The 23,611-nt window shown below is 51.8% G+C and carries 18 protein-coding genes, 2 tRNA genes and 2 rRNA genes; 3 read left to right on the forward strand and 19 right to left on the reverse strand.

Annotated features, from left to right (window positions below):
• Position 1 precedes the first annotated feature (1 nt).
• The 17 genes from J5A66_RS08620 to dnaN all read right to left on the reverse strand — a co-directional run bounded on the left by J5A66_RS08620 (position 2) and on the right by dnaN (position 17,457).
• A complete protein-coding gene (locus J5A66_RS08620) occupies positions 2-721 on the reverse strand; it encodes a YebC/PmpR family DNA-binding transcriptional regulator (RefSeq protein ID WP_211790224.1) in 720 nt (239 codons plus the stop codon).
• A 56-nt stretch (positions 722-777) separates the two neighbouring features.
• On the reverse strand, positions 778-3,240 hold the full coding sequence (pheT, locus tag J5A66_RS08625; RefSeq protein ID WP_211790225.1) for a phenylalanine--tRNA ligase subunit beta: 2,463 nt from the start codon (positions 3,238-3,240) through the stop codon (positions 778-780).
• A gap of 83 nt (positions 3,241-3,323) precedes the next feature.
• Positions 3,324-3,464 carry a hypothetical protein gene (locus tag J5A66_RS08630; protein ID WP_211790226.1) on the reverse strand — a complete coding sequence of 47 codons (141 nt, stop codon included), beginning with the start codon at positions 3,462-3,464 and terminating at the stop codon, positions 3,324-3,326.
• 483 nt (positions 3,465-3,947) lie between these two features.
• Positions 3,948-5,621, reverse strand: coding sequence for a hypothetical protein (locus tag J5A66_RS08635; RefSeq protein WP_211790227.1), 1,674 nt, complete (start codon positions 5,619-5,621; stop codon positions 3,948-3,950).
• A 46-nt stretch (positions 5,622-5,667) separates the two neighbouring features.
• Positions 5,668-5,805 carry a hypothetical protein gene (locus tag J5A66_RS08640; protein WP_211790228.1) on the reverse strand — a complete coding sequence of 46 codons (138 nt, stop codon included), beginning with the start codon at positions 5,803-5,805 and terminating at the stop codon, positions 5,668-5,670.
• A 573-nt stretch (positions 5,806-6,378) separates the two neighbouring features.
• Positions 6,379-7,743 (reverse strand): TrpB-like pyridoxal phosphate-dependent enzyme, encoded by a 1,365-nt coding sequence (locus J5A66_RS08645; protein WP_211790229.1) that lies wholly within the window; start codon positions 7,741-7,743, stop codon positions 6,379-6,381.
• A gap of 76 nt (positions 7,744-7,819) precedes the next feature.
• Positions 7,820-7,893: transfer RNA gene (locus J5A66_RS08650), tRNA-Asp, on the reverse strand.
• A 26-nt stretch (positions 7,894-7,919) separates the two neighbouring features.
• A tRNA-Asp gene (locus tag J5A66_RS08655) sits at positions 7,920-7,993 on the reverse strand.
• A 75-nt stretch (positions 7,994-8,068) separates the two neighbouring features.
• The gene (locus tag J5A66_RS08660) at positions 8,069-8,578 is read right to left on the reverse strand and encodes a GNAT family N-acetyltransferase (RefSeq protein ID WP_211790230.1); all 510 of its coding nucleotides are present in this window, start codon (positions 8,576-8,578) and stop codon (positions 8,069-8,071) included.
• Positions 8,575-9,768, reverse strand: coding sequence for a glycosyltransferase family 2 protein (locus J5A66_RS08665; RefSeq protein WP_211790231.1), 1,194 nt, complete (start codon positions 9,766-9,768; stop codon positions 8,575-8,577). The genes J5A66_RS08660 and J5A66_RS08665 overlap by 4 nt, the downstream gene beginning before the upstream one ends.
• Positions 9,765-10,196, reverse strand: coding sequence for a hypothetical protein (locus tag J5A66_RS08670; protein WP_249109958.1), 432 nt, complete (start codon positions 10,194-10,196; stop codon positions 9,765-9,767). Before J5A66_RS08670 ends, J5A66_RS08665 begins: the two co-directional genes overlap by 4 nt.
• Positions 10,193-10,804, reverse strand: a complete 612-nt coding sequence (gene recR / locus J5A66_RS08675) for a recombination mediator RecR (protein WP_211790232.1) — start codon at positions 10,802-10,804, stop codon at positions 10,193-10,195. Before recR ends, J5A66_RS08670 begins: the two co-directional genes overlap by 4 nt.
• 97 nt (positions 10,805-10,901) lie before the next feature.
• Positions 10,902-12,584: a DNA repair protein RecN gene (recN, locus tag J5A66_RS08680; RefSeq protein ID WP_211790233.1), complete on the reverse strand. Its 1,683-nt coding sequence runs from the start codon at positions 12,582-12,584 to the stop codon at positions 10,902-10,904.
• A gap of 526 nt (positions 12,585-13,110) precedes the next feature.
• Complete coding sequence (locus J5A66_RS08685) at positions 13,111-14,013, reverse strand: DUF4835 family protein (RefSeq protein WP_211790234.1); 903 nt, start codon at positions 14,011-14,013, stop codon at positions 13,111-13,113.
• A 25-nt stretch (positions 14,014-14,038) separates the two neighbouring features.
• Positions 14,039-15,292, reverse strand: coding sequence for a bifunctional phosphopantothenoylcysteine decarboxylase/phosphopantothenate--cysteine ligase CoaBC (gene coaBC / locus J5A66_RS08690; protein WP_211790235.1), 1,254 nt, complete (start codon positions 15,290-15,292; stop codon positions 14,039-14,041).
• Positions 15,293-15,316: 24 nt separating this feature from the next.
• A complete protein-coding gene (locus J5A66_RS08695) occupies positions 15,317-16,171 on the reverse strand; it encodes a 3'-5' exonuclease (protein WP_211790236.1) in 855 nt (284 codons plus the stop codon).
• A gap of 161 nt (positions 16,172-16,332) precedes the next feature.
• Positions 16,333-17,457 (reverse strand): DNA polymerase III subunit beta, encoded by a 1,125-nt coding sequence (dnaN, locus tag J5A66_RS08700; protein ID WP_211790237.1) that lies wholly within the window; start codon positions 17,455-17,457, stop codon positions 16,333-16,335.
• 257 nt (positions 17,458-17,714) lie between these two features.
• On the opposite strand from dnaN, the gene J5A66_RS08705 reads away from it, so the two are divergent.
• The 3 genes from J5A66_RS08705 to J5A66_RS08715 all read left to right on the forward strand — a co-directional run bounded on the left by J5A66_RS08705 (position 17,715) and on the right by J5A66_RS08715 (position 19,934).
• Positions 17,715-18,122: a DUF3127 domain-containing protein gene (locus J5A66_RS08705; RefSeq protein WP_211790238.1), complete on the forward strand. Its 408-nt coding sequence runs from the start codon at positions 17,715-17,717 to the stop codon at positions 18,120-18,122.
• A gap of 159 nt (positions 18,123-18,281) precedes the next feature.
• A complete protein-coding gene (locus J5A66_RS08710; RefSeq protein WP_211790239.1) occupies positions 18,282-19,619 on the forward strand; it encodes a hypothetical protein in 1,338 nt (445 codons plus the stop codon).
• A 99-nt stretch (positions 19,620-19,718) separates the two neighbouring features.
• The gene (locus J5A66_RS08715; protein ID WP_211790240.1) at positions 19,719-19,934 is read left to right on the forward strand and encodes a hypothetical protein; all 216 of its coding nucleotides are present in this window, start codon (positions 19,719-19,721) and stop codon (positions 19,932-19,934) included.
• Positions 19,935-20,394: 460 nt separating this feature from the next.
• On the opposite strand, the gene rrf is transcribed toward J5A66_RS08715, so the two are convergent.
• Together rrf and J5A66_RS08725 are read right to left on the reverse strand one after the other, a co-directional pair.
• Positions 20,395-20,507 (reverse strand): 5S ribosomal RNA (rrf, locus tag J5A66_RS08720).
• Between the two features lie 139 nt (positions 20,508-20,646).
• Positions 20,647-23,555: ribosomal RNA gene (locus J5A66_RS08725) — 23S ribosomal RNA — on the reverse strand.
• Between the last annotated feature and the right edge of the window lie 56 nt (positions 23,556-23,611).

The raw sequence follows: 23,611 nt of genomic DNA on the forward strand, positions 1-23,611 counted from the left end.
ATCACTTCATGTTGGTGTAGACGGTTTGCACGTCGTCGAAGTCTTCGAGCTTCTCCACCATCTTGTCAATCACCTCGCGTTGTTCGTCGGTCACCTCTTTCAAGTCATTCGGAATGTAGGTAAACTCGGCCCCGGTCACCTCGAATCCCTCTTCTTCCAAATGTTTTTGTATTTCTCCAAAGCTGGTAGGTGCACCGTAGATCGTGATTTCTCCCGTCTCGTCGTCCTCATCGTATTCGTCTTCTACACCGTAATCGATGAGTTCAAGGATCAATTCGTCCATGTCGAGTCCCTCCTTTTTCTTAAAGGTGAAAACCGATTTATGGTCGAAAAGGAACGAGAGCGATCCCGTCGTACCGAGGTTTCCGTTGAATTTATTAAAGACCGAGCGCACATCTCCCACCGTTCTTGTGGTATTATCGGTGAGCGTATCGACGAAGATCGCCACGCCGTGCGGGCCATATCCCTCATAAGTCACCTCCTTATATTCGCTCTGATCTTTGCCCATCGCATTCTTAATAGCCCGTTCGATGTTGTCTTTAGGCATATTTTCGTGCTTAGCATTGGCAATGATGGCCCGCAAAGTGGGATTGTTTTCCGGTTCCGGACCGCCGGCCTTCACGGCAATGGCAATTTGTTTACCAATCTTTGTAAATGTGCGGGCCATGTGTCCCCATCTTTTTAGTTTCGCAGCTTTGCGATATTCAAAAGCTCTTCCCATATTTAGTTGTTCCGTTTATAAGTGTCCATTTCCAACCATCGATTCTCGATGGTCCATTATCTCAACTCCGCTCCCAGCTTTTCTTTCAAGGCACGGATCAGTTTCTGCATGATGGCCTCAATCTGTTGATCTTTGAGCGTAGCGTTTTCGTCTTGCAGAATGAAGTTCACGGCATAGCTCTTCTTGCCCTCGGGAAGATTTTTTCCCTCATAGACATCGAAGAGCTCGACCCTTTTGAGCAATTTCTTCTCGGTTTGCATCGCCAGCGTCTCGATAGATTGGAATTCCACCTGCTTGTCAATCAGCAGTGCCAGGTCGCGACTCACAGCCGGGAACTTACTAATTTCGCGGAACTCCACCTCTTTTCGTCGCGCCACCTTCATCAAGGCCGACCAGTCGATATCGGCAAAGAACACCTGCTGGCTTAGATCGAACCGTTGAAGAAGAGAAGAAGCGACGAGTCCGAGCTCGGCTACGCGTTTGCCACCGCGGTTTTTGAAGACGAGCGACTGACTGAAAACGTTATCGTCTCCTCTCTCCGTAACGAGCATACCGGCAGCCACGCCCAAGCGTGCAAAGATGTTTTGCACATAGGCCTTTAGCTCTGCAAACGAAGAAGCCTCGTCGGCATGTGCCCAAGAGCCCTCAATGCGTTTGCCGGTGAGCCAGAGTCCGAGGTGCATCTCTTCCGTATAGGCACGAATCGGGCAGTCTTCGCCGGCCTTTTCGGGATGATAATGATAGCAATTGCCCAACTCGAAGAGTCGCAGATTGGCGTTTCTACGGTTCACGTTGCGCTGAATGCTCTCCAAACCGCCAAAGAGCAGCGTCTGTCGCATCATGCCCAAGTCGGCACTCAGCGGGTTCATCACCCTCACACACGTCTCTTCGGTATAATGGTTCAGCCCCTCGTAGTAGGCCACCTTTGTGAGCGAATTGTTCAGAATCTCATGAAATCCACAGCCCACGAGCTGTTCTCCCACCAGCGTTTCCAGCTGATGTTGCCGGTCTTCCTCGCTTGGAATGGTGAGCGAGCTCTTCAATTGCGTGGGAATCTCTACATGATTATAACCGTAGATGCGCAGAATATCCTCCACCACGTCGCAAGCCCGCTGCACATCCACCCGATAGGGCGGCACTTTGAGCAGCAACCCTTCCTTGTCTTCCCGTAGAATCTCCATCTCGAGCGTCGAGACGATGCGTTTGATGGTGTCGTTGCCAATCTGTTTGCCGATGATACGGTCTACATAGTCATAGGACAGACTCACTTCAAAGCCCTCGATGGGCTGAGGATAGACATCTTTTATCTCCATCGACACCCGTCCGCCGGCCAGTTCTTTGCACAAGATGGCCGCCTGTTTGAGGGCATATATCACGCCATTGGGGTCGATACCCCGCTCGAAACGGTAGCTTGCATCGGTGCTGAGGCCATGTCTGCGGGCACTTTTCCGAATCCACGTAGGATGAAAATAGGCACTCTCCAGCACCACATTACGCGTAGTGTCATACGTACCGCTGCCTTTCCCGCCAAACACGCCGGCGATACACATCGGCTCCTCTTCGTTACAGATGCTCAAATCGGTAGCGCCCAGCGTGTGGGTCTCGCCGTCTAAGGTCACAAACGGGGTTCCTTCGGGTTGCGTCTTAACGATGATGTGTCGCCCCGTCACCATATCGGCATCGAAACAGTGCATCGGCTGCCCGTAGGCCATCATGATATAATTGGTGATGTCTACGATATTGTTGATGGGACGCAAGCCAACGGTGCGCAATTTGTTTTGCAGCCACTCCGGACTCTCCTTTACCTCGCAGCCCATGATAGAAACGCAGGCATAACGTCTGCATGCTTCGGTGTTCTCTACGGTCACTTCGATGGGCAGATCGTGATTGTCCACCTTGAAGGCACTCTCGTCCGGCCGGTGAAGAGACGTGGAATAGCCATTCTGAACCAGCCAGGCATACAAGTCGCGGGCCACGCCATAGTGGCTCAAAGCATCGGCCCGATTGGCCGTTATATCGATTTCGATGAGCCAGTCGCTTTCCAACTGGTAATATTCGGCTGCGGGAGTGCCCACCTTTGCCTCGTCGGGCAGCACGATGATGCCCTCATGCGAGGAGCCCACCCCTATCTCGTCTTCGGCGCAAATCATGCCGAAGCTCTCCACGCCGCGCAGTTTCGACTTCTTGATGACAAACTCTTGATCGCCGTCATACAGCACACAGCCGAGATCTGCTACGATCACCTTTTGTCCGGCGGCCACGTTTGATGCGCCGCAGACGATTTGCGAAGGTTCGTTTCGGCCGAGATCGACGGTCGTCACGTGCAGATGGTCGGAGTTGGGGTGTGCTTCGCACGTCAGCACCTGCCCCACGAAGAGCCCTTTGAGTCCGCCTTTCACGGTTTGCACCTCTTCGATGCTGTCTACTTCAAGGCCACAGGAGGTCAATACGTCGGCTGTTTGCTGCGGGGTAAGGTCGAAATCGACATACTCTTTCAGCCATTTGTATGAGATATTCATGAGTTATAATATTGTATTCGCTATTGAAATGATGCGCAAAATTACGAAAAATCGGGCACTCTTACAAAAGAAAGAAAGTCTCTTTACAGCTTTTCTGCCATTTCCATATTGCGTTTCATATCCTTGACTGCGTCTTCCGAGCTCATCGACCACCGCTTGGATTCGGCTATTTTCTTTCGCTTCCTCTCCACGGCTTCTTTGTGAAATCGATTCAGATACTCCATGTCTCATTTATTTCTTCTACAAAAGTAAACGATATTTCTATGATCGCCAAATCCCTCATCCTGCAACTTCATACTGTGATGAAAAAGAAAAAGAAGAGATCTTTCTTTTCGCTCTTCCCATCTCTTAGCTTTTGCACCTCAAAAGCTAAGAAAATGCCATGCAAAAGCTAAGAAAATGGAAGCCGAAAGCTAAGAGATGGGATGACAGTTCCATTTCACCGACCCGTAAAAGAGAAAAGAATGGCGTGCCAAGATGTCAATTGATTGAGTGTAGACACGATTGGAAAGGTATCGTCTGCGTGACAATTGCTGGGTTCAGACTGAACCTTCAGGCAAAGAAAACGGCATTCAAACAATTCCTTCATAGGTGTTTGAATGCCGTCAAGGGCCTCTCTTAGAGGCACATTTCGCTTTCGCCTAATGCTGTACGTTGCATTGTCCTGCAACGTAACATTTTGTTCTGCAGATCATATTTGCAAATCCTTAGAAGGGGTTATATACATCTTCATCGTCAATTCTGAATACAGGCATAGCTATCCTTCGGACAGTCGGACGCTGTACAAATTGGTATGTTTTACCGAAACCAAAAGCAACTGCAACAGAATACGTATGACCACCGAGAGTAACGACTCCTGAAGCAGACGAAGAGGTCCAAAACTGCGCATAGAGTCCTACATACATAAACATTGTTTGCTCTTCAAAACGCCCTTGATAGGAACCGAAAGCAGGAAGGAAAAAATATTTGCTAAGGTCTGTCGGGAGCGTCGTGGGAAGACTGCCACTGTGCTCATATAAGTAGGTGTTATCCAAACCGGATAGATCCGTTCTGCGATCTTTCCCGTCGGGTGCTTCTTCGTGAAGGTTTTTTCCTGGATGTTCGGTTGCAATGGTGCTGAGCTTCTTCAGCCAAACGCCACCTGTATAAATTCTACCAAAGACCATATAAGCAATACTTTCATCCCAGCGGGCATCTCCATGCTGCATATACCACAATACCTCATTGGTGTTGGGTGCTTTTTGTGCACTTTGGGTGGCTTGCATGGGGAAAGTCGCTTCATTGTACCAACGACTGTCAGCAGAGCTCAGAGGCGCATAGGCCTTATTGGATTCTCCATCCTTCTTAGGTTGATAGCTCTCATAACCTTTCCAAAGATGTCGGCCAGAGAGTGCATCCCATAAATAATATTCCGGATGGTATTCCCTGATTTTCAATTGCTGGGTTATTTTTTTGTTCTTCCCCGCCGTGAATGTTACGCTCGGATAGGTCTTGGTAAGAACAAAGGTAGAATAGTCATTGGGATTGTAGAGCTTATATGATACAGTAAAGTTATGATAGGTACCTGGCGCAATAACCATCGTAGTTGCGTTTGCTGCCGGATTGGCTGCAAATTGAGGAATAGAAAAATTGCCTGGAGAACTAAGGGTCATGGTAATGCTACTCGAGGGATTCGTGATACCAGACAAATTCCCCGCATCATCAATGTCATAGGTCCCAGCCATGTGTTCATTGGCCTTTATGGTGATTTCTTGTAACTTAAATCCGGCTATCGTTGTCTGCGCGGTATAAGGTAGGAAAGTGGCATAGGCTGCTTTATGTTCCAGTTCGAATTCATATCTTCCAACTTTTCTCTTAGCTGTAGCCACGCCAAAGTCTCCGTTTGCCCCCATTTGATCAAAGGCATTGGGATAGTTCTGAGATTGCATGTCCCGAATTTGAACTTTATCTGGCGAACCGCTACCACCTGTGTAGCGCAAACTATATTGCGGTAAAGTGTAATTACCGGCAAAATAGAAGACGGCTTTTTCCGCTCGCTGCGCAGCACTGGGTGTATTGGAATTGGGCCTGAGCGATGCGCTAATGTTACTTTTACTACACGATTTCAACCTCGATGCCAGAGGAGCAGCGGGGTCGTTGATCCAAATGAGGTCACCAAGAGTCCAATAAAAATTAAGTCCCGAACCATCATATTCCGCCGTAGTGCGGCTTTTCGGAGTGGTCTCTTTCTTTTCCACCATAGCAAATGCGGTGAGTCCTGTGGTGTCGAAATCCTCTTGCTGCTCGCCTTTCTCTGCCGCATACTCGTTATTGGCGCAACTTGCAGCCAGTAAAATACTCAAGAGAAAGGTCGAAAGTTTAAAAAATACTTTTATCTTCATACGTTATCTCTGTTTTATTCTATTGTCAACTTTGTTTTACTTGGTTTCATTCTTCAAACTCCTCTTCGTCTTCTTCCTCAAAAAATCCCTGTCGGGCATTGAGTTCGTCGCTGTCATCGCCCACTTTCTTGTGACCTCCATTGTCACGAAACGAGAGTTCCATAAATCCGATATGATTTTCCATACCGATGATTTGAATTTCCGGCACTATGTATGTCCGGTTTGTTACTTGATTTTTACTCATATTAAATCTATTGAAATGATAAATTTTTGAAATTATTTTCTTGTTCCAATTCTCGCAGAAAAGACATAAAAAGAAAGACAAAGGGAACCCCGGAGAGCCCTTTGTCAATGCGGAATACACACGCTTTACGCGCGCGTAGAAAAACGTGAAAATATCTTACACTACAATAGGTGCGAATATTGTGTGTGTGTGTGTGTGTGTGTGTGTGTGTGTGTGTGTGTGTGTTAGCAAATTATTTATCTCTACCAAATATAAGGCGTTAAAAGATGCAGAAAAATTTGCTTTTTTCTGCCCTACCGTTATGCCTATATTTGTATGCACGCTACACATTATATAATATATCCTTTGTTCTGTTGCCTTTAAAGACGGCGACAAAGGTAGTAGAATCTTTTGATACAAACAAATTAACGTGCTATATTTTGCGTGTATTCTCTTATAAGGAAACAAAAACTCCTCCTGTCGCAGAGCGTATGCAGACAGGAGGAGAACTGTTGGGGCAACGTGAAAGAGCCTTTATTTCAGCTTCGGCAGATGCGAAAGGCCTTGTTCGATCTCTTCATCGGAGAGTGTGTAGTTGCGCAAATCGCCGCTAAGATACTGGTCGTAGGCCGTCATGTCCATCAGTCCGTGCCCCGAGAGCGAGAAGAGAATCACCTTCTGCTCGCCGTTCTCTCGGCATCGCCGAGCTTCACGAATGGCTGCCGCGATGGCATGACTACTCTCTGGTGCAGGGATAATACCCTCGGTACGCGAGAAGAGGATGCCCGCCTCGAAAGTTTCGAGTTGGGGAATGTCGACGCCGCGCATCAATCCATCTTTGAGGAGCTGCGAAACGATGACGCCGGCCCCATGATAACGCAGACCGCCGGCATGGATATGGGCCGGTCGGAAGTCGTGTCCCAGGGTGTACATCGGAAGAAGCGGCGTATAACCGGCCTCATCGCCGAAGTCGTATCCGAATCGACCGCGTGTGAGCTTAGGACAACTGGCGGGTTCGGCTGCGAGAAATTCGGTGGTTTTCCCCTCGAGAATGTTATGCCGCATAAAGGGGAAGGCCAATCCACCGAAATTACTTCCACCGCCAAAGCATCCAATCACCACGTCGGGATATTCGCCGGCCATCTGCATTTGTCGTTCGGCCTCGAGCCCAATAACCGTCTGGTGCAGCGTCACATGACTGAGCACCGACCCAAGCGTATACTTACAGTTGGGCGTAGTAGTGGCCAATTCCACCGCTTCGGAGATGGCCGTACCGAGCGATCCCTGGTGCATCGGGTCGCGCGTGATGATATCTTTCCCTGCCCGAGTAGACATCGAAGGCGAACCAGTCACCTCGGCTCCAAACGTACGCATCACAAGCGAACGATAAGGTTTCTGCTTCATCGAAATCTTTACTTGATAGACCGCCGCCGAGAGCCCAAACACACTGGCTGCATAACTCAGCGCGGCTCCCCATTGCCCAGCTCCTGTCTCTGTGGTCACGTTGGTCACGCCCTCCTGTTTGCAATAGTAACACTGGGGCAAAGCCGAATTGATTTTGTGCGAACCCAACGGATTGGTGCTTTCATTTTTGAAGTAGATATGCGCCGGCGTGTCGAGAGCCTCCTCCAAGGCATAAGCCCTCACGAGCGGCGTGGCGCGATAATAGCGATATTTGTCCTGCACCTCTTCGGGAATATCGATCCAGGCGTGTTCCATATCCAGTTCCTGCCGCGAGCACTCCTCACTGAAGATGTGCGCTAAATCTTCGACAGTAAGCGGTTCTTGGGTTGCCGGATTCAGCGGCGGAAGCGGCTTGGTAATCATATCGGCCTGAAGGTTATACCACTGTGTGGGGAGTTCGTTCTCCTGTAATAAGAATCTTTTTTGTTTGCTCATCTTCTTGTTCCTTTTACCTATGTTTGTTCTTTTTCTTGAATGAAAAAGGGAATGTGATGTTTCACATTCCCTTTAGCGGTGCGTACGAGATTCGAACTCGTGACCTCCTGCGTGACAGGCAGGCATTCTAACCTACTGAACTAACGCACCTTTATGGTGCAAGACGATGTTTTGAGCGGTGCGTACGAGATTCGAACTCGTGACCTCCTGCGTGACAGGCAGGCATTCTAACCTACTGAACTAACGCACCCTGAAAAACATCAGTCTTATTTGCGGTTGCAAAGGTAGGGAAAATTATTTTATCGCCAAAACATTGACTGCTTTTTTAGAGAAATAATTGCATGAAACAGGCATTTTCATGCTTGTCACCTGATAGAAACCAGTCGTGAAGGGTGGCAGTTTGTCGGAATCCCTGCTGAGCGAATAGCTGTAGGCAGGGTACATTGCGCTCCGAAGTAACGAGGTAGAGCTGATGAAGATGAAGCATCTTGCGGGCATAAGAAATGAGTTCTACCAAAGCTGCCGAAGCGTAGCCCTGTCGGCGATGGGGTTTCATGATGACGATTCCAACCTCGGCACGACTGTTTTGGGGAGAAAAACTGGTGAGATCGATGATTCCCACGGTTTCGTGGCACTCGTTTTCAATCATCAGTCGCACCTGTTTGTCGGTATAGATGTCGTTGGTACAACTTTCCACATAGGCATGCAGAGCGAAACGAGAATAGGGTACATTGGTGGTGCTGACGCCCCATAGTTCCGGATCGTTTTCGATTTTATAGAGCGCATCGAGGTCTTCGGGTTCAATGGCACGTAAAAAGATTTGGGGAGATTTCATTGGATGACTTCGCGATGAGTGATGAGGATTTCCGTATCGGGATTGAAGGTGCCGAGACTAACATTCTTCATCGGTTGGGAGGAGAAAAGACTGAGCATCCTTTCGTAGCTGAACGAAGACGTGTCATAGACCACGAAACTTTCTTTTTCGGGGAGACTTGCCAGCGAGAGATGCCCGTCAGGGAGCGACTCCTGAGTGCCCGAGACGAAATCGGCCTCCAGTCCCTTACTCTCGGCCAGCGCACGAGACTTTGCCAACATATCGTTGTCGCCGATGAAGAGATAGAATGGGTCGGGACGGCGTTTCATTCCCAAGGCCAGTGTTTTGCGCAACAGTTGCGTCTGAATGGAAAGCAGGGAAGTGAAAGCTTTGGTATAGATGGCGGCTTTGATAGGAAACGAGAGCCAGAAGCGCAGATGCTGATAATGTTTCCGAAAGAAGATGAGCATCGCCTGATAGAAAACGTGTACATAGCGAAAGGATGTTTTCTGGGTGCTCTCGCCCTTATAGTGAAGAATGCGACAGGGGAGGAACCAGTTCTCGAAGCCTGCTTTGAGAATGCGACAAGAGAGATCGATGTCTTCGCCATACATAAAAAAGTCTTCATCGAGGAGTCCGATGCGCTCAAGTACGCTACGTCGAATGAGGAAGCAGGCCCCGCTAACGACCTCGATCTGCGCAGCCTCGTCCCATGGTAGATAGCCCATGTAGTATTTGCCGAATCGCCGACTCCGAGGGAATCGTGCACAAAGGCCGCACATCTTGTAAAACGATACCATCGGACTGGGCACGCCGCGTCTCGACTCCATTGCTCGCTGCCCGTCGGCCCCGATCATCTCGACCCCTATCCCGCCAATCCGATCTCGTTGCTCTACAAAGGCAAGCATCTCGCGGATGACATTCTCGCCCACAATGGTATCGGGGTTGAGCAACAGAACAAATTTTCCTTGGCACTGCTTGAGCGCCACGTTATTGGCATGGGCGAACCCATTGTTGTGTGCGCTGGCAATGATCCGCACCTCGGGGAACCGCGCCTGGAGATAGGGCACAGAGCCATCACGCGAGTGATTGTCTACGACGAAGATCTCGGCATCCACTCCCTCGAGAGCTCTATGAAGTGCGTGGAGACATTGCTCCACATAATATTTGACGTTGTAGTTGACCACTACCACCGAGAGTTCCTTGCTCATCGCTCCGTCGATTTGTCTTGCGAAGTAAAATAGGCCGATTCTTTCTCAAACCGTTGCCGCGTAGGCCTCACAAAGAGGATACTCAGGAAGAGGATGATGCCGAGATAGCCGAAGGCCACGTTGAGAAAAGCATAGTAGAGCAGCGTATTGGCCACGAGCGGCAGAGCCAACAAACTCAGTCGCAAGACGGCCCGACGGGCATACCCGCCACGCCCGCCGCCCGGACGAATCAAAGCGAAGGCCACCGGAATGCCTCCTATGGTGAGCAACTGCATGAGTGTGGCCCAAAGGAAATCGGCTTCTTTCCCGTCAAGGAGCCATCCTGCGGGCAGCACATCGCTCTCGAAGAGCACCACGAGGGCGAAGGCTACGAGGACGGAGCCATAGAATTCTGTTTTCAGGAGTGTTTCTATTTTTTTCATCATCATTCGTTCATTGCGGTTCGGTTGAGAATGGATCGTCCCAGCGTCACCTCGTCGGTATATTCTATTTCGTCGCCCACGGAGATGCCGCGTGCGATGACACTCAGTTTCACCCCATAGGGAGAGAGTTTTCGGGAGATATAAAAGTTGGTAGTGTCGCCTTCCATCGTACTGCTCAAGGCGAGAATCACCTCTTTGATTCCGCCGTCTTTGACACGCTGTTCGAGCGAATCGATTTCGATGTCGCCGGGTCCCACGCCTTCCATCGGCGAAATGATCCCGCCCAAGACGTGGTAGAGTCCGTTGTATTGCTGGGTGTTTTCGATGGCCATAACGTCCTGCACGTTTTCCACGACGCACACGGTAGAGGCATCTCGCCGAGGACTGGCGCAGAGGTTGCACACATCGGTGTCGCTGATATTATGGCACACGCGGCAATATTTCACATCGGTTCTCAGACGATGCAGGGCCTGAGTAAAAGTTTCCACCTCGTCTACAGACATTTTGAGCAGATGCAACACCAGTCGCAGGGCCGTTTTTCGGCCGATGCCGGGGAGCAGACTGAATTCTGAAACGGCTTTTTCGAGAAGTGCGGAGGGATAGGGTTGTTCCATTGTTATTGTTGAGTCGTCCGAAAATTCAAGCCTCCTAAGTTGAGAGATGGAGGACTCTTAAATATATTTTTGAGCTTTCCGAACCCTCGGAAGCTATTTATTTGTGTTTGGAGAGGGAGGCGGAGAGATTCAGGAGCGACTTAGCGTTATCTATCGCTGCCTCGGAAACATTGCTACCGCTGAGCATTTTAGCGATTTCGACCACTCGGCCCTCGTCGTCGAGACGCAGCATGCGGCTCACGGTGCCATGATCGGTTTCCTGTTTCGTCACCTGGTAGTGGGCGGTGCCTCGGGCGGCAATTTGGGGCAGATGAGTGATGGCGATCACCTGCCGTTCGCCCTGGGCGATCTGTCCCATGATGTGGGCCATCTTCTCGGCCACGCCACCGCTTACGCCGGTGTCTATCTCGTCGAAGATGATGGTGGGCAGCTTGACGGCATGACTGACGAGGGCTTTGAGCGAGAGCATCACGCGAGCTATTTCGCCGCCCGAGGCCACTTCGCTCACGGGCAGCATCGGAGTGCTGCTGTTGGCACTGAAGAGGAAGGAGAGGCGGTCGTGCCCGGTGGCGGTGAGTTCTCGCTGGTCGATGGCGATTTGGAATCGGGCTTTGGGGATGCCCAAGTCGACGAGCATCCCCTGTAGGGCGGTTTCGAGGCGGGTGGCGGCTTCGCGCCGGGTGAGGGTGAGCTGTTGGGCCAGCTGTCGGCACTCGTCTAAGAGTCGGTCTACCTGCGCTTGGCATTCGCGGAGCTCCTCGTCGCCATGATCGATGCGTTGAAGCTGGCTGCGCAGGTTGTCGCGCAGGGCGAGGAGTTCGTCTACCGTTTCCACTCGATATTTTCGCTCGAGCGAGTAGAGGGTGTCGAGCCGACTGTTGATGGTCTCGAGGCGGGCGGGGTCGAACTCCACCTCGTCTACCTGCGAACCGAGTTCTCGTGCCAGATCTTTGAGCTCGATGTAACAGTTGTCGATTCGCTCGCCGGCTTCTTTTGCGCCGGGGTAAAGGGTCTCGATGTCGTGCAGTCGGGCGGCAAGGGTGCGCAGGGTGGAGAGCAGACTGGTGTTTTCGCCGTCCAGTTGATCGACGGCCAAATAGAGAGCGGCTTTAATTTCCTCGGCGTGCGATACGGTCTCGGCCTCCTGTTCGAGTTCTTCTTGCTGGCCGGCTTGCAACTGCGCTTCCTCAAGTTCGCCACACTGAAACCGGAGATATTCTTCGCGTTCGCGACTGTCGGCGAGTTGGGTTTCGAGTTCCCGCAGATGGGCCTGTGCAGCTTGATACTTGCTGAAGACCTGGCCATAGTCGGCAAGCTGCGGGGCGTTCTGGGCGATGAGGTCTACCGTGCCGAGCTGAAAGTCTTCCTTGCCCAGGAGCAGGTTTTGGTGCTGACTGTGGATGTCGACGAGCCGCTCGCCTAACTCTTTGAGCGTGCCCAGAGCTACGGGCACGTCGTTGACGAAGGCGCGGCTCTTGCCCGAGGCGTTGATTTCGCGGCGGAGGATGCAGTCGGCGGGGTCGTAGTCGATGTCGTTACGCTCGAAGAAGTCGGCCAGGTCGTAAGCCTCGATGTTGAAGTGGGCCTCGACGGTGCATTTCTCCGTGCCGTGCTTGATGGCTTTCACGTCGGCGCGTTGCCCCATCACCAGGCCCAGAGCTCCAAGGATGATGCTCTTTCCGGCTCCGGTCTCGCCGGTGATGACGGAGAATCCGGGCTCGAAGGGAATGTCGAGTTCGTCGATGAGCGCAAAATTCTTAATATATAGTTGTGTAAGCATTTTTCTGTTGTTTTTGTTGTTGAAAGAGGATTCCCCGCCGCGGGGAAACGACTGCCGGCACCCAGAGATGCTACTGAACTGTTCAAAACCGCCACGGAGACCAAAATGATGCTACTGAACTGTTCAAAACCGCCGCGGAGACCAAAATGATGCTACTGAACTGTTCAAAACCGCCACGGAGACCAAGATGATGCTACTGAACTGTTCAAAACCGCCACGGAGACCAAAATGATGCTACTGAACTGTTCAGAACCGCCACGGAGACCAAAATGATGCTACTGAACTGTTCAGAACCGCCACGGAGACCAAAATGATGCTACTGAACTGTTCAGAACCGCCGCGGAGACCAAAATGATGCTACTGAACTGTTCAGAACCGCCGCGGAGACCAAAATGATGCTACTGAACTGTTCAGAACCCATATCTGGAGAGAACGATCAACTGCAAGACATTCGTCTTCACTCCTCCTCACTCCTTTACTCCTTTCACTCCTTTACTCCTTTACTCCTTTCACTCCTCCAAAGCCCTCACTCCTTGATCTGATTCCAGGCGTTGCTCTGACTGGCGTTGAGGCGGAAAAGCAGGTCGTAGATCGATTCTTTCTCCTTCTGCGTACCCTTCCGCCGGTAGATCTGTACGAGTTCGTCGCGTTTATAATCGGTCCAAATCTGCGGCAACAGACTCAAAGGTTTGTTCTCATACGCCTTTTTCAAATCATCCAGTAGGGCAGTGGTGATGTTGGCCCGTCCACGCTCGGCGTTGTTGGCCATCTCGTCGAGCCCGTTGCGATAATAGTCGTACTGCAACCGGCGGAAGGGCTGCATGCCGCCATCGAGGTAATCGTTGATGAGGGCGAAGCGGTTGCGACTGTTCTCAAAGGCCTTCCAACCCGGGAAAGACAGCGTCTGCGCATTGTTCACCAACGTGAAACAGCGTTGCAGCACGTCTTCACCGCCCATAGGAGCGAAACTGTCAAGGTTGAGACCGATGAGGAGATAGGCGTAGTAGGCCACGAGAGCGGTGAGCTGATGGGAGAGGTTCTCTTCGTTGAATTCGAGTTGGTCGTAGGGTGAGAACTCGAAGTTGAAATCGGCATCGACGTTATTGTACAACACCGACGAATAAGCGGAGTTGTAAACGGGGCGATTGGCCTGTATCAGAGCCTTACAGGTGAAGAGATGGGACTGGCTGTCGTACTTCTGCACGGTGAGGTTGAAGTTGCAGACAATCCGTTCGTTCTCGCGAAACTGTAACGGTGTCCACTGCCGGGTGTTGACAAACTGCTCCAAGGTTTGTTGCAGCTGTTCGAAGATGCCCGTCTCGCTGGTCTGCACCTGCGTGTGGTTCACCGTCACCTTCGCCCGTAGCTCTTGCCCCAAGGCTCGCAGGGCGAGCAGGAGACCGAGAAGAAGTATCGTTGACTTGCGCATATCGGAAAATGCCGTGTGGGTTGTTCTACAATCGCGCGCAGAGCTCGTCGACAATGTCGCCGGCCACCTGCGTTTTGAGTTTCAGAGGGAAGGATCGTTGACCCGCCTCCGAGAAAATCGTCACCTGGTTGTAGTCGCCCCGGAATCCTGCTCCGGGGTTGCGCAAGGAGTTGAGGACGATCAAGTCGAGATTCTTTCGACGCCGTTTCTCCTGCGCGTTCTGCTCTTCGTTGTCAGTTTCTAAGGCGAATCCCACCAACACCTGCTCCGAACGTTTCCGACGACCGAGCTCGGCGGCAATGTCGTGCGTGGGAACCAATTCCAGAGCCAAGCTCTCGCCCTTTCGCTTGATTTTTCGGGCAGCAGTCTGAGCGGGTTTGAAGTCGGCCACGGCAGCGCAGAGGATGGCGGCATCTGCATCGGCAAAGGCTGCAAGACAGGCCTCGTACATCTCTTCACTACTCTCCACGTCGATGCGACGGATCGAGGGCGAACAGCTGATTGCCACGGGACCGGCTACGAGCGTCACCTCGGCTCCGCGAGACCGACATTCCTCGGCCAACGCAAAACCCATTTTCCCGCTCGAATAGTTACCCACGAACCGCACAGGGTCGATCCGCTCGTAGGTGGGCCCGGCCGTAATCAGTACGCGCCGCCCCTGTAAATCGCCCGCAGCTGTATCGGCTCTCATTCCGTCGGTAGTCGTGTTCTCGGCCGAATCGGTCGTCGCTTGCTCCACGGCAAAATATCGTTCAAGTTCGGCCACAATTCGACCGGGTTCTTCCATTCGCCCCTTCCCCAAGAGGCCGCTGGCCAGAAATCCGTCTTGCGGTTCGATGATGTGATGCCCCATCTGCCGGAGTCGGTCCAGATTTTTCTGCGTGGCGGGGTGGGCGAACATGTCTAAATCCATAGCCGGAGCCACGAACACCGGGGCTTTCATCGAGAGGTAAGTTGTGAGGAGCATATTGTCGGCAATGCCGGCGGCCATTTTCCCCAGGGTGCTGGCCGTGCACGGAGCGATGAGCAGGGCATCGGCCCAGAGTCCCAGGTCGACGTGTGAGTGCCAGGTGCCATCGTTGGCTGAGAAGAATTCGCTGACAACGGCTCTGTGCGTAAGGGCCGAAAGGGTGACGGGCGTTATAAATTCTTTGCCCGCCGGCGTGATAACGACCTGCACCTGGGCTCCGCGTCGCACGAGTTCGCGGATGATGAGGCATGATTTATAGGCGGCGATACTGCCCGTGATACCTAAAACGATGTTCTTTCCTTGAAGCATGACTGGGGGAACCTGAGAGGAGAATTATTGATTGTTGAACTCGCGGAGCCGGATTCGCGTGAGCACTTGCTTGGTGTTGTTGGTGAATTCCGCACCGAGCATCCAACTGTAATAGCCCGGGTCGCGTTGCAGCACCTCGGTCACGGCCATACCCTTGTATTTGCCGAAATTGAAGTATTCTTTTTTTATCACCCGTCCGTCGGGTCCCACCACCTCCTGTCCTTGGGCATCAAGAAGAGGTCGCCACACGATTCGACCGGCAAAATCCACGTTGTCGTCCGTCTTGGAGAAGTCCGATAGGAAGTCCATGTCGTTCTGTAGGCGTCGTTCTTCTTCCTCTTGATTCTCGGCCGAATATTTGTCGAGTTGCCCCATCAGAACGCGATAGGTTGCTTCAGCATCCTGGTCGGCTCGGTGAGCGGCGAAGTCGTCCGCCATCTTCCGTCCACAGTAGAATTGATAGGCAGCGGCCAGGTTTCGTCGTTCCATTTTGTGGAAGATGGTCAAGGCGTCGATGAGCCGGCAGGCGGAGAAGTCGAAGTCGATTTCTGCACGCAGGAATTCTTCGGCCAAGAGGGGCACATCGAAGTGATTGGAGTTGAATCCGGCAAAGTCGCATCCACGGAAGGCGGCGGCCAAGTCGGCGGCCAGTTCTTTAAACGTGGGGGCCTGGGCCACTTGTTCGTTGGTGATGCCGGTGAGCTGAACCACTTCTACAGGAATAGACTTGCCGGGGTTCACCAACAAGTCTTTTCGTTCTTCCCGTCCGTCGGGATGGATTTTAATGTAGGAAATCTGAATGATTCGGTCGTTGACAAGATCAAGCCCCGTTGTCTCCAGGTCGAAGACCACCAAGGGGCGTTTCAGGTTCAATTTCATTGTTTGTCTTTTTTGTTTGAGGTGGCTTTTCCACCTTTTCCGTTCCACGTAGGATGGAACGTTGTTTTCTTCTTTTTGCTGCTTCTGAAACGCTCAGAAAGCTTCCACAAGTCTCGCGGATCATTCTGAACATTTCAGAAGCAGCAGGGAGTCTCCGCAGCTCAATCGTTGAGAAGCATGGGCATGATGAGCATCAGCACGTCTTCGTCGGCTGGCTGCACGGCGGGAACAATGATTCCGGCGCGACTGGGGTCGGATAGTTGAATCACCACATCGTCGCTGTCGAGATTGTTGAGCACTTCGGAGAGCGAACCGCCCTTGAAGCCAATGTTCATCGGCACACCGGTGTAGTCGCACACAATGTTCTCTTTTGCACTCGTAGCAAAATCGACATCTTCCGAAGAAAGCTCCAGATTACCCATCTCTACGTGAAAACGAATGAGCTGACTACCTTCGCTGGCAAAGGGAAGCACACGACGCAAGGCGGAGATGAGCCCCTTACGATCGATGGTGATCTGATTGGGATTTTCCTGCGGAATCACTGAGTTGTAGTTGGGATATTTCCCCTCAATAAGCCGACACGAGAGCATCCCGTTGGGGAAGGAAATCTCGGCATTGCGCTCGTCGAACTTGATTTCCACCAACGTAGCATCCTTTTGCAACATGTTTCGCAAGAGCGTGGCGGGCTTCTTGGGTAGGATGAACGAGCGAGCCTCGGATGACTTGATGGCCTTGTTCCGATTCCGGACCAACTTGTGCCCGTCGGTAGCCACAATGGCGAGCCCGTCGGTACTTAGGTCGAAGAAAACACCGTTCATCACCGGTCGCAACTCGTCCTGTGCCGTAGCGAAGAGCGTGCGCACGATACTGTTGTAAAGCACCCCCGACTCTATTTGAATACTTCCCGCCGTGCCTTCCATCTCTTTGCCCTTGGGATATTCCACCGCACTCTGAGCCGTGAAATTGTAAACGCCGTTCTGATAGTTGATGCGTACGGCCAGGGAATTGAGATCGATGTCGAAAGAGAGGGGCTGCTCGGGCAACTCGCGCGTGGCATCGAGAATCGTTCTGCTGGGAATGGTGAACCGCCCGTTGCCATCGCACTCGTCCAACGGCAAGGTCGTCGTCATCAACGTCTCACTGTCACTGGCAGTGAGAGTCAACACGCCATCGGTCACCTCGAAGAGAAAATTGTCGAGAATAGGTAAAGTGGTCTTACTGCTTAACACCTTGGCAAGATTCTGCAATCTGCCGCTGAGGGCTGAACTTGAGATTGAAAATTTCATCCGTATCTATACTTTATGAGGTTGATTTTTCTTCGCAGTCCCGCTCCGGTTTCGCCCATCTGCAAAGGCTGACCGGAGCGGAGATTTTGCTTGCACAAAAATACGAAAAACATGCCTTACGCCAAAAAAAAAGATTGAAAAGTTTAGTTTTCAGAACTATTTTACTAATTTCGCGGAAGCGATTCGGCAGCCCTCCCTGTTGCCCGCACATACGAAAGATTATTCAATCAAATTCATTTTATAAAAACAAAAACACAATGGACATACAAGGTAAAGTCATTGTAGCACTCCCCGAGAGAACGGGCGTATCGGCCAGAGGCGAGTGGAAAGTGCAGGAATACGTCATCGAAACGCACGAGGCGTATCCGCACAAAGTGGTATTCTCTGTCTTCGGGGCCGACCGACTGGCAAGATTCAACATACAAGTAGGCCAAGAAGTGATGGTTTCTTTCGACATCGATGCTCACGAGTATAACGGAAGATGGTTCAACAGCATCCGCGCATTCGAAGTGCGACAGGTAGACCCGGCCCAGTTCGGTGCACAACCCACAGCGGCTCCGGCTCCCAATGCCATTCCGCCCCAACAGCAGGCCGCACCCACAGCCGGATTCGAAGCTCCCGCTCAGGAATCGTCCGAAGAAAGCACAGACGATCTCCCCTTCTAATCCCCGGTCCAAGCGTCCTCTTCCAAAGAAGTCACAATATCCTACTTCCGCCCCACAACAGGCCGTAGTAGGATATTTACTTACCCAGCATCGCTATCCTCGTCACACCTGCTGTAAAACACCATTGAATCCTACTCCCCCTTATTTCACGATCCTACGATGAAACATCTTTTCCAACTACTCCTCTCCGCAAGCCTCTTCCTCCCTCTTGCCATCACCAACGCACAGCGCGCCACCTCACCCGTCGTCGCAACAGAATCAAAGACGGAGAAACCATCCCAGCACATTCAGACAGCCGACAACATCCATGCCTTCATCACCGCGGCCAACACGCTAACCACAACAAAACTTCTCTTAAAATCCGCACGAGTGCTGCACGTCACCCCGAAAGAAGTCTACCTCCAAGACGCTACCGGCTGCGTAGGCATCAAATGGAAAACCGCCCCAACTCTTCTCCCAGGCGACCAACTCGACGGATTCATCCTCGGCAAATTCCTCCGGAACATCGTTCCCCTCATGCTCCCCGAAGACGAAAGCCTCGCAACCCTCCACATCAGCCATCCCGGAGAAAAGCCCATACCCAAAGAGCTATCGCCCGACGACGTCGAACCCTATGGCTGCCGATTCGCCAAACTCGTCAACGCTCTCGTAACCACTGTCGACAAAAAGAAAAACAGCTATAACCTAAAAGTTGCCGGACACCGCATCAAAATCCGCTTCCTCTTCAAAGGCCAATTGCCATCGTTCCATGAAGGCGACCGTCTCTCCCTCACCGGACTCCTCACTCGCATGAAGCAAGATCCCCTCGACATCTCGCTCTTCTCCCCGCAAGACCTCGTCCGAGAACTCACCTGGAGCGACCGCCGTTCCGATAACCCCATCGAGCCCTGCACCGACACGCAAGTCTCTCTCCACCGAAACCTAAAAGCCCATCGCTGGAACACGCTCTGCCTACCCTTTTCGCTCAACGAGACCCAACTGCTTCAAACCTTCGGACCCTTCACCCTCATGCAGTTCAGTCATGCCACGGGCAACACGCTTTATTTCTCTCCGACAAGAGAGATCGAAGCCGGGAAACCCTACGTCATCCAGGTAGCCCAATCGCTGTCCGTCCTCACCTTCCCTCATGTCTCCATCACTCCCATAACCGAGCAAACCGTTTCTCACAACCAATGCGCCTTTATCGGAACATACGCTCCTCACAGTCTATCCACCGACCGCTCCGAACAATTCCTCCACCAAAACCGTCTCTCTCCTCCCCTCCCCACCGACCACAAGATCCCCGGCTTTCGCGCCTACTTCCGGTTCTCCGCTCCATCCGCACCCGCCAAAACCTTACAAATCCTCTTCCAGTCGAACACCACTCCCATCCATCTTCCACTCATCGCTCCTTCCCCCTCTCGCGTCTACGGAATCGACGGGCGTCCTCTTCCCGACAATTCCCTCCCCTCGGGTCGCATATATATAAAAGACGGTAAAAAATACATCCAACCATAACACACCCATCCCTCGATCCGATCGATCTCCATCAAAACCAAATCACACCAAAATCCATCAAAACTCAATCACAACAGATTCTTTCAAAAACCAAATCACATGAAAAAAAAATATTCCTCACCCCAAATCCTCCTCATTCCTCTCACCCCCGCATCCGCCCTCAATGCGGGTAGTCCCTTGGGATTCTCTGCGGGAAGCGAGCAAAAGGGAGCCTCTCAAGCCGATTCAAAAATCTTCGACGATTGGGAAGAGGAGGATGCCTCCTCCTCTCCTACCTGCTCGGAATCCTTCTCTGACATCCAGCAGCCGCTCTAAATTCTTCGGAAAACCATTCCTGATTCCACTGGGTTACTGAGTCACTCAATTTCATCAAATTACTCTCCGCGGCGTTACTGAGTCGCTCAATTGCACCAATTTGCTCTCCGTGGTGTTATTGCGTCGCTCAATTGCATCAAATTGTTCTCCGTGGTGTTACTGAGTCGCTCAATTCCATCAATTTGGTCTCCGCGGCGGTTTTGAGCCACTCAGCAACTCGATGTCGTCATTTCTCTATCAACTCTTCTGATTTTCAGATCTCTACAAAGCACCTTTCATTTCCTTAGCTTTTGCATTGCGTTTCCTTAGCTTTTGCACGCCGTTTTCTTAGCTTTTATCATGCGTTTTCTTTGTCTTGGCATCTCACTGCTCCTTGTCAACTCGTTAACTTATCTCCTTGTCAACTAAAAAAGGAGGATGCTCCCGCTTCAGGGGGCATCCTCCAAGGAGGGTTTTTGAAAGGGGGCGGCCTCCTACTCTCCCGCATTGCATTGCAGTACCATCGGCGCAAGCGGGCTTAACTGCTCTGTTCGGAATGGGAAGAGGTGGAACACCGCCGCAATAGCCACCCAAAAGGGGTTGGCGCATTGTACAAGCTAAGATGCATGAGTCTTCATCGAGATGCTATATTAACGATTGCCTCTCTCATGCCATTCGGCATCCATCAGGGATGACGAAATACACAATTTCTGATGTGGCGGAGGATGGGGTAGAAAAGAAGCTTTCGGGCAATTAGTAGCACTCGGCTTTGGCGTCGCCGCCTTTACACCTGTGCCCTATCGACGTCCTCGTCTTGAACGGCCCTGATGAGGAGCTCTTATCTTGCGGCCGGCTTCGCACTTAGATGCTTTCAGTGCTTATCCGATCCAGACTCGGCTACCCGGCGGTGCACCTGGCGGCACAACCGGTAGACCGGAGGTCTGTCCATCACGGTCCTCTCGTACTAGTGACAGAGCCACGCAAAGCTCCAACGCCCACGATAGATAGAGACCGAACTGTCTCACGACGTTCTGAACCCAGCTCGCGTGCCACTTTAATGGGCGAACAGCCCAACCCTTGGGACCTTCTCCAGCCCCAGGATGTGACGAGCCGACATCGAGGTGCCAAACCACCCCGTCGATGTGAGCTCTTGGGGGGGATCAGCCTGTTATCCCCGGAGTACCTTTTATCCTTTGAGCGACGGAGTTTCCATACACATCCGCCGGATCACTATGCCCCAGTTTCCTGCCTGATCGGCATGTCTGCCTCCCAGTCAAGCACCCTTTTGCCATTGCACTCTATGAGGTCGGTTACCAATCGACCTGAGGGTACCTTTGGAAGCCTCCGTTACGCTTTTGGAGGCGACCACCCCAGTCAAACTGCCCACCAAGCGATGTCCCCACAATAAGCGGGTTAGACCTCGGACAGCCAAAGGGCCGTATTTCAAGGATGGCTCCACACAGGCTGGCGCCCATGCTTCAAAGCCTCCGGCCTATCCTACACATCGGATGGCCAAGGTCAACGCTAAGATGCAGTAAAGGTTCACGGGGTCTTTTCGTCCCATCGCGGGTAATCGGCATCTTCACCGATACTACAATTTCACTGGGATCATGGTTGAGACAGTGTCCGGATCATTACACCATTCGTGCAGGTCGGAACTTACCCGACAAGGAATTTCGCTACCTTAGGACCGTTATAGTTACGGCCGCCGTTTACCGGGGCTTCAATTCAATGCTTCCCATTGCTGGTGACATCTCCTCTTAACCTTCCGGCACCGGGCAGGTGTCAGGCTGTATACTTCATCTTTCGAGTTCGCACAGCCCTGTGTTTTTGTTAAACAGTTGCCTGGACCTATTCTCTGCGCCTCATATTGCTATGAGGACCCCTTATCCCGAAGTTACGGGGTCAATTTGCCTAGTTCCTTAACCATGAATCTCCCAACGCCTGAGTATATTCTACTCGACTACGTGTGTCCGTTTACGGTACGGGTACCACAGAGATGATGCTTAGCGGATTTTCTCGGGAGTTTGATTACCCACGCTATTGCCTTTCCCCGAAGGGAAGGGCATACTTTCGGAGTTCAACTCGGAAGGTGGATTTGCCTGCCTTCCTCTACATCTACGTCCTTCAACGGAGCAGTCCGTCGCTCCGCGGTGGTGTCACGCCTCCGTCTCCGCGTCGCTCCCTGAGGTAGTTGCGGAATATTAACCGCATCTGCCATCGGCTTCGCCGTTCGGCTGAGCCTTAGGGCCCGACTAACCCCGGGGTGATTGACATTGCCCGGGAAACCTTAGTCTTACGGCGGGAGGGAATCTTACCCTCCTTATCGTTACTTATACCTACATTTGCTTTTCCATGCGCTCCAGAAAGGGTCACCCCTCGCATTCTACGCACATGGAATGCTCCCCTACCGATACTTTTAATTTACATTACTATCCCGCGTCTTCGGTGTTTGCCTTATACCCGATTATTATCCATGCACGTCCCCTCGACCAGTGAGCTGTTACGCACTCTTTGAATGAATGGCTGCTTCCAAGCCAACATCCTGGCTGTCACCGGGAACATACTTCGTTAGACTAACTTAGGCAAAACTTCGGGACCTTAGACGGCGGTCCGGATTCTTCTCCTCTCGGGGACGGACCTTAGCACCCGCCCCCTTACTGCACAGCTTCTGTCCACAGGCATTCGGAGTTCGTCAGGTCGCGATAGGCGGTGAAGCCCTCTTGACCTATCGGTCGCTCTACCTCCTGAGGAGAACACTGCACGCGGCACCTAAATGCCTTTCGGGGAGTACGAGCTATCTCCAAGTTTGATTGGCCTTTCACTCCTACACACATCTCATCGGGAAGCTTTTCAACGCTTATCCGTTCGGACCTCCATCCCGCGTTACCGGGACTTCATCCTGGACATGTGTAGATCACTTGGTTTCGCGTCTACCACTACCAACTTAAACGCCCTATTCAGGCTCGCTTCCACTACGGATTCAAGTCTCATGACTCTTAACCTTGCTGGTAACGGTAACTCGTAGGTTCATTATGCAAAAGGCACGCCGTCACTGCTAAAAGCAGCTCCGACCGCTTGTAGGCGCATGGTTTCAGGAACTATTTCACTCCCCTCATTGGGGTGCTTTTCACCTTTCCCTCACGGTACTATTTCACTATCGGTCTCACAGGAGTATTTAGCCTTACCGGATGGTCCCGGCAGATTCACACAGGATTTCTCGTGTCCCGCGCTACTCAGGATACCGCTATGTCTTAATTGTCTTCGAATACGGGATTATCACCCTCTATGATCTCTCTTTCCAAAGAGTTCTTCTCAACAAATAAGTACAACAACGCGGTCCTACTACCCCGGCATTGCAAAAATACAACACCGGTTTGGGCTTTTCCCACTTCGCTCGCCACTACTAAGGGAATCATTTAATTATTTTCTTTTCCTCGGGGTACTAAGATGTTTCAGTTCCCCCGGTTTGCCTCACTACCTTTGCAGTGATACCTGTCCTTCTAACAGGTGGGTTGTCCCATTCGGAAATCTGCGTATCAATGGCTATTTGCACCTACACGCAGCTTATCGCAGCTTATCACGTCCTTCATCGCCTCTGTGAGCCTAGGCATCCGCCATGCGCCCTTATCTCGCTTCTTTAAAAAGTACTACCTTAAATAAAATCAAGATAGATACCCATACTTCAGCTACATCAT

The sequence above is a fragment of the Prevotella sp. oral taxon 475 genome, assembly GCF_018127805.1.
In the GTDB taxonomy this organism is placed as follows: domain Bacteria; phylum Bacteroidota; class Bacteroidia; order Bacteroidales; family Bacteroidaceae; genus Prevotella.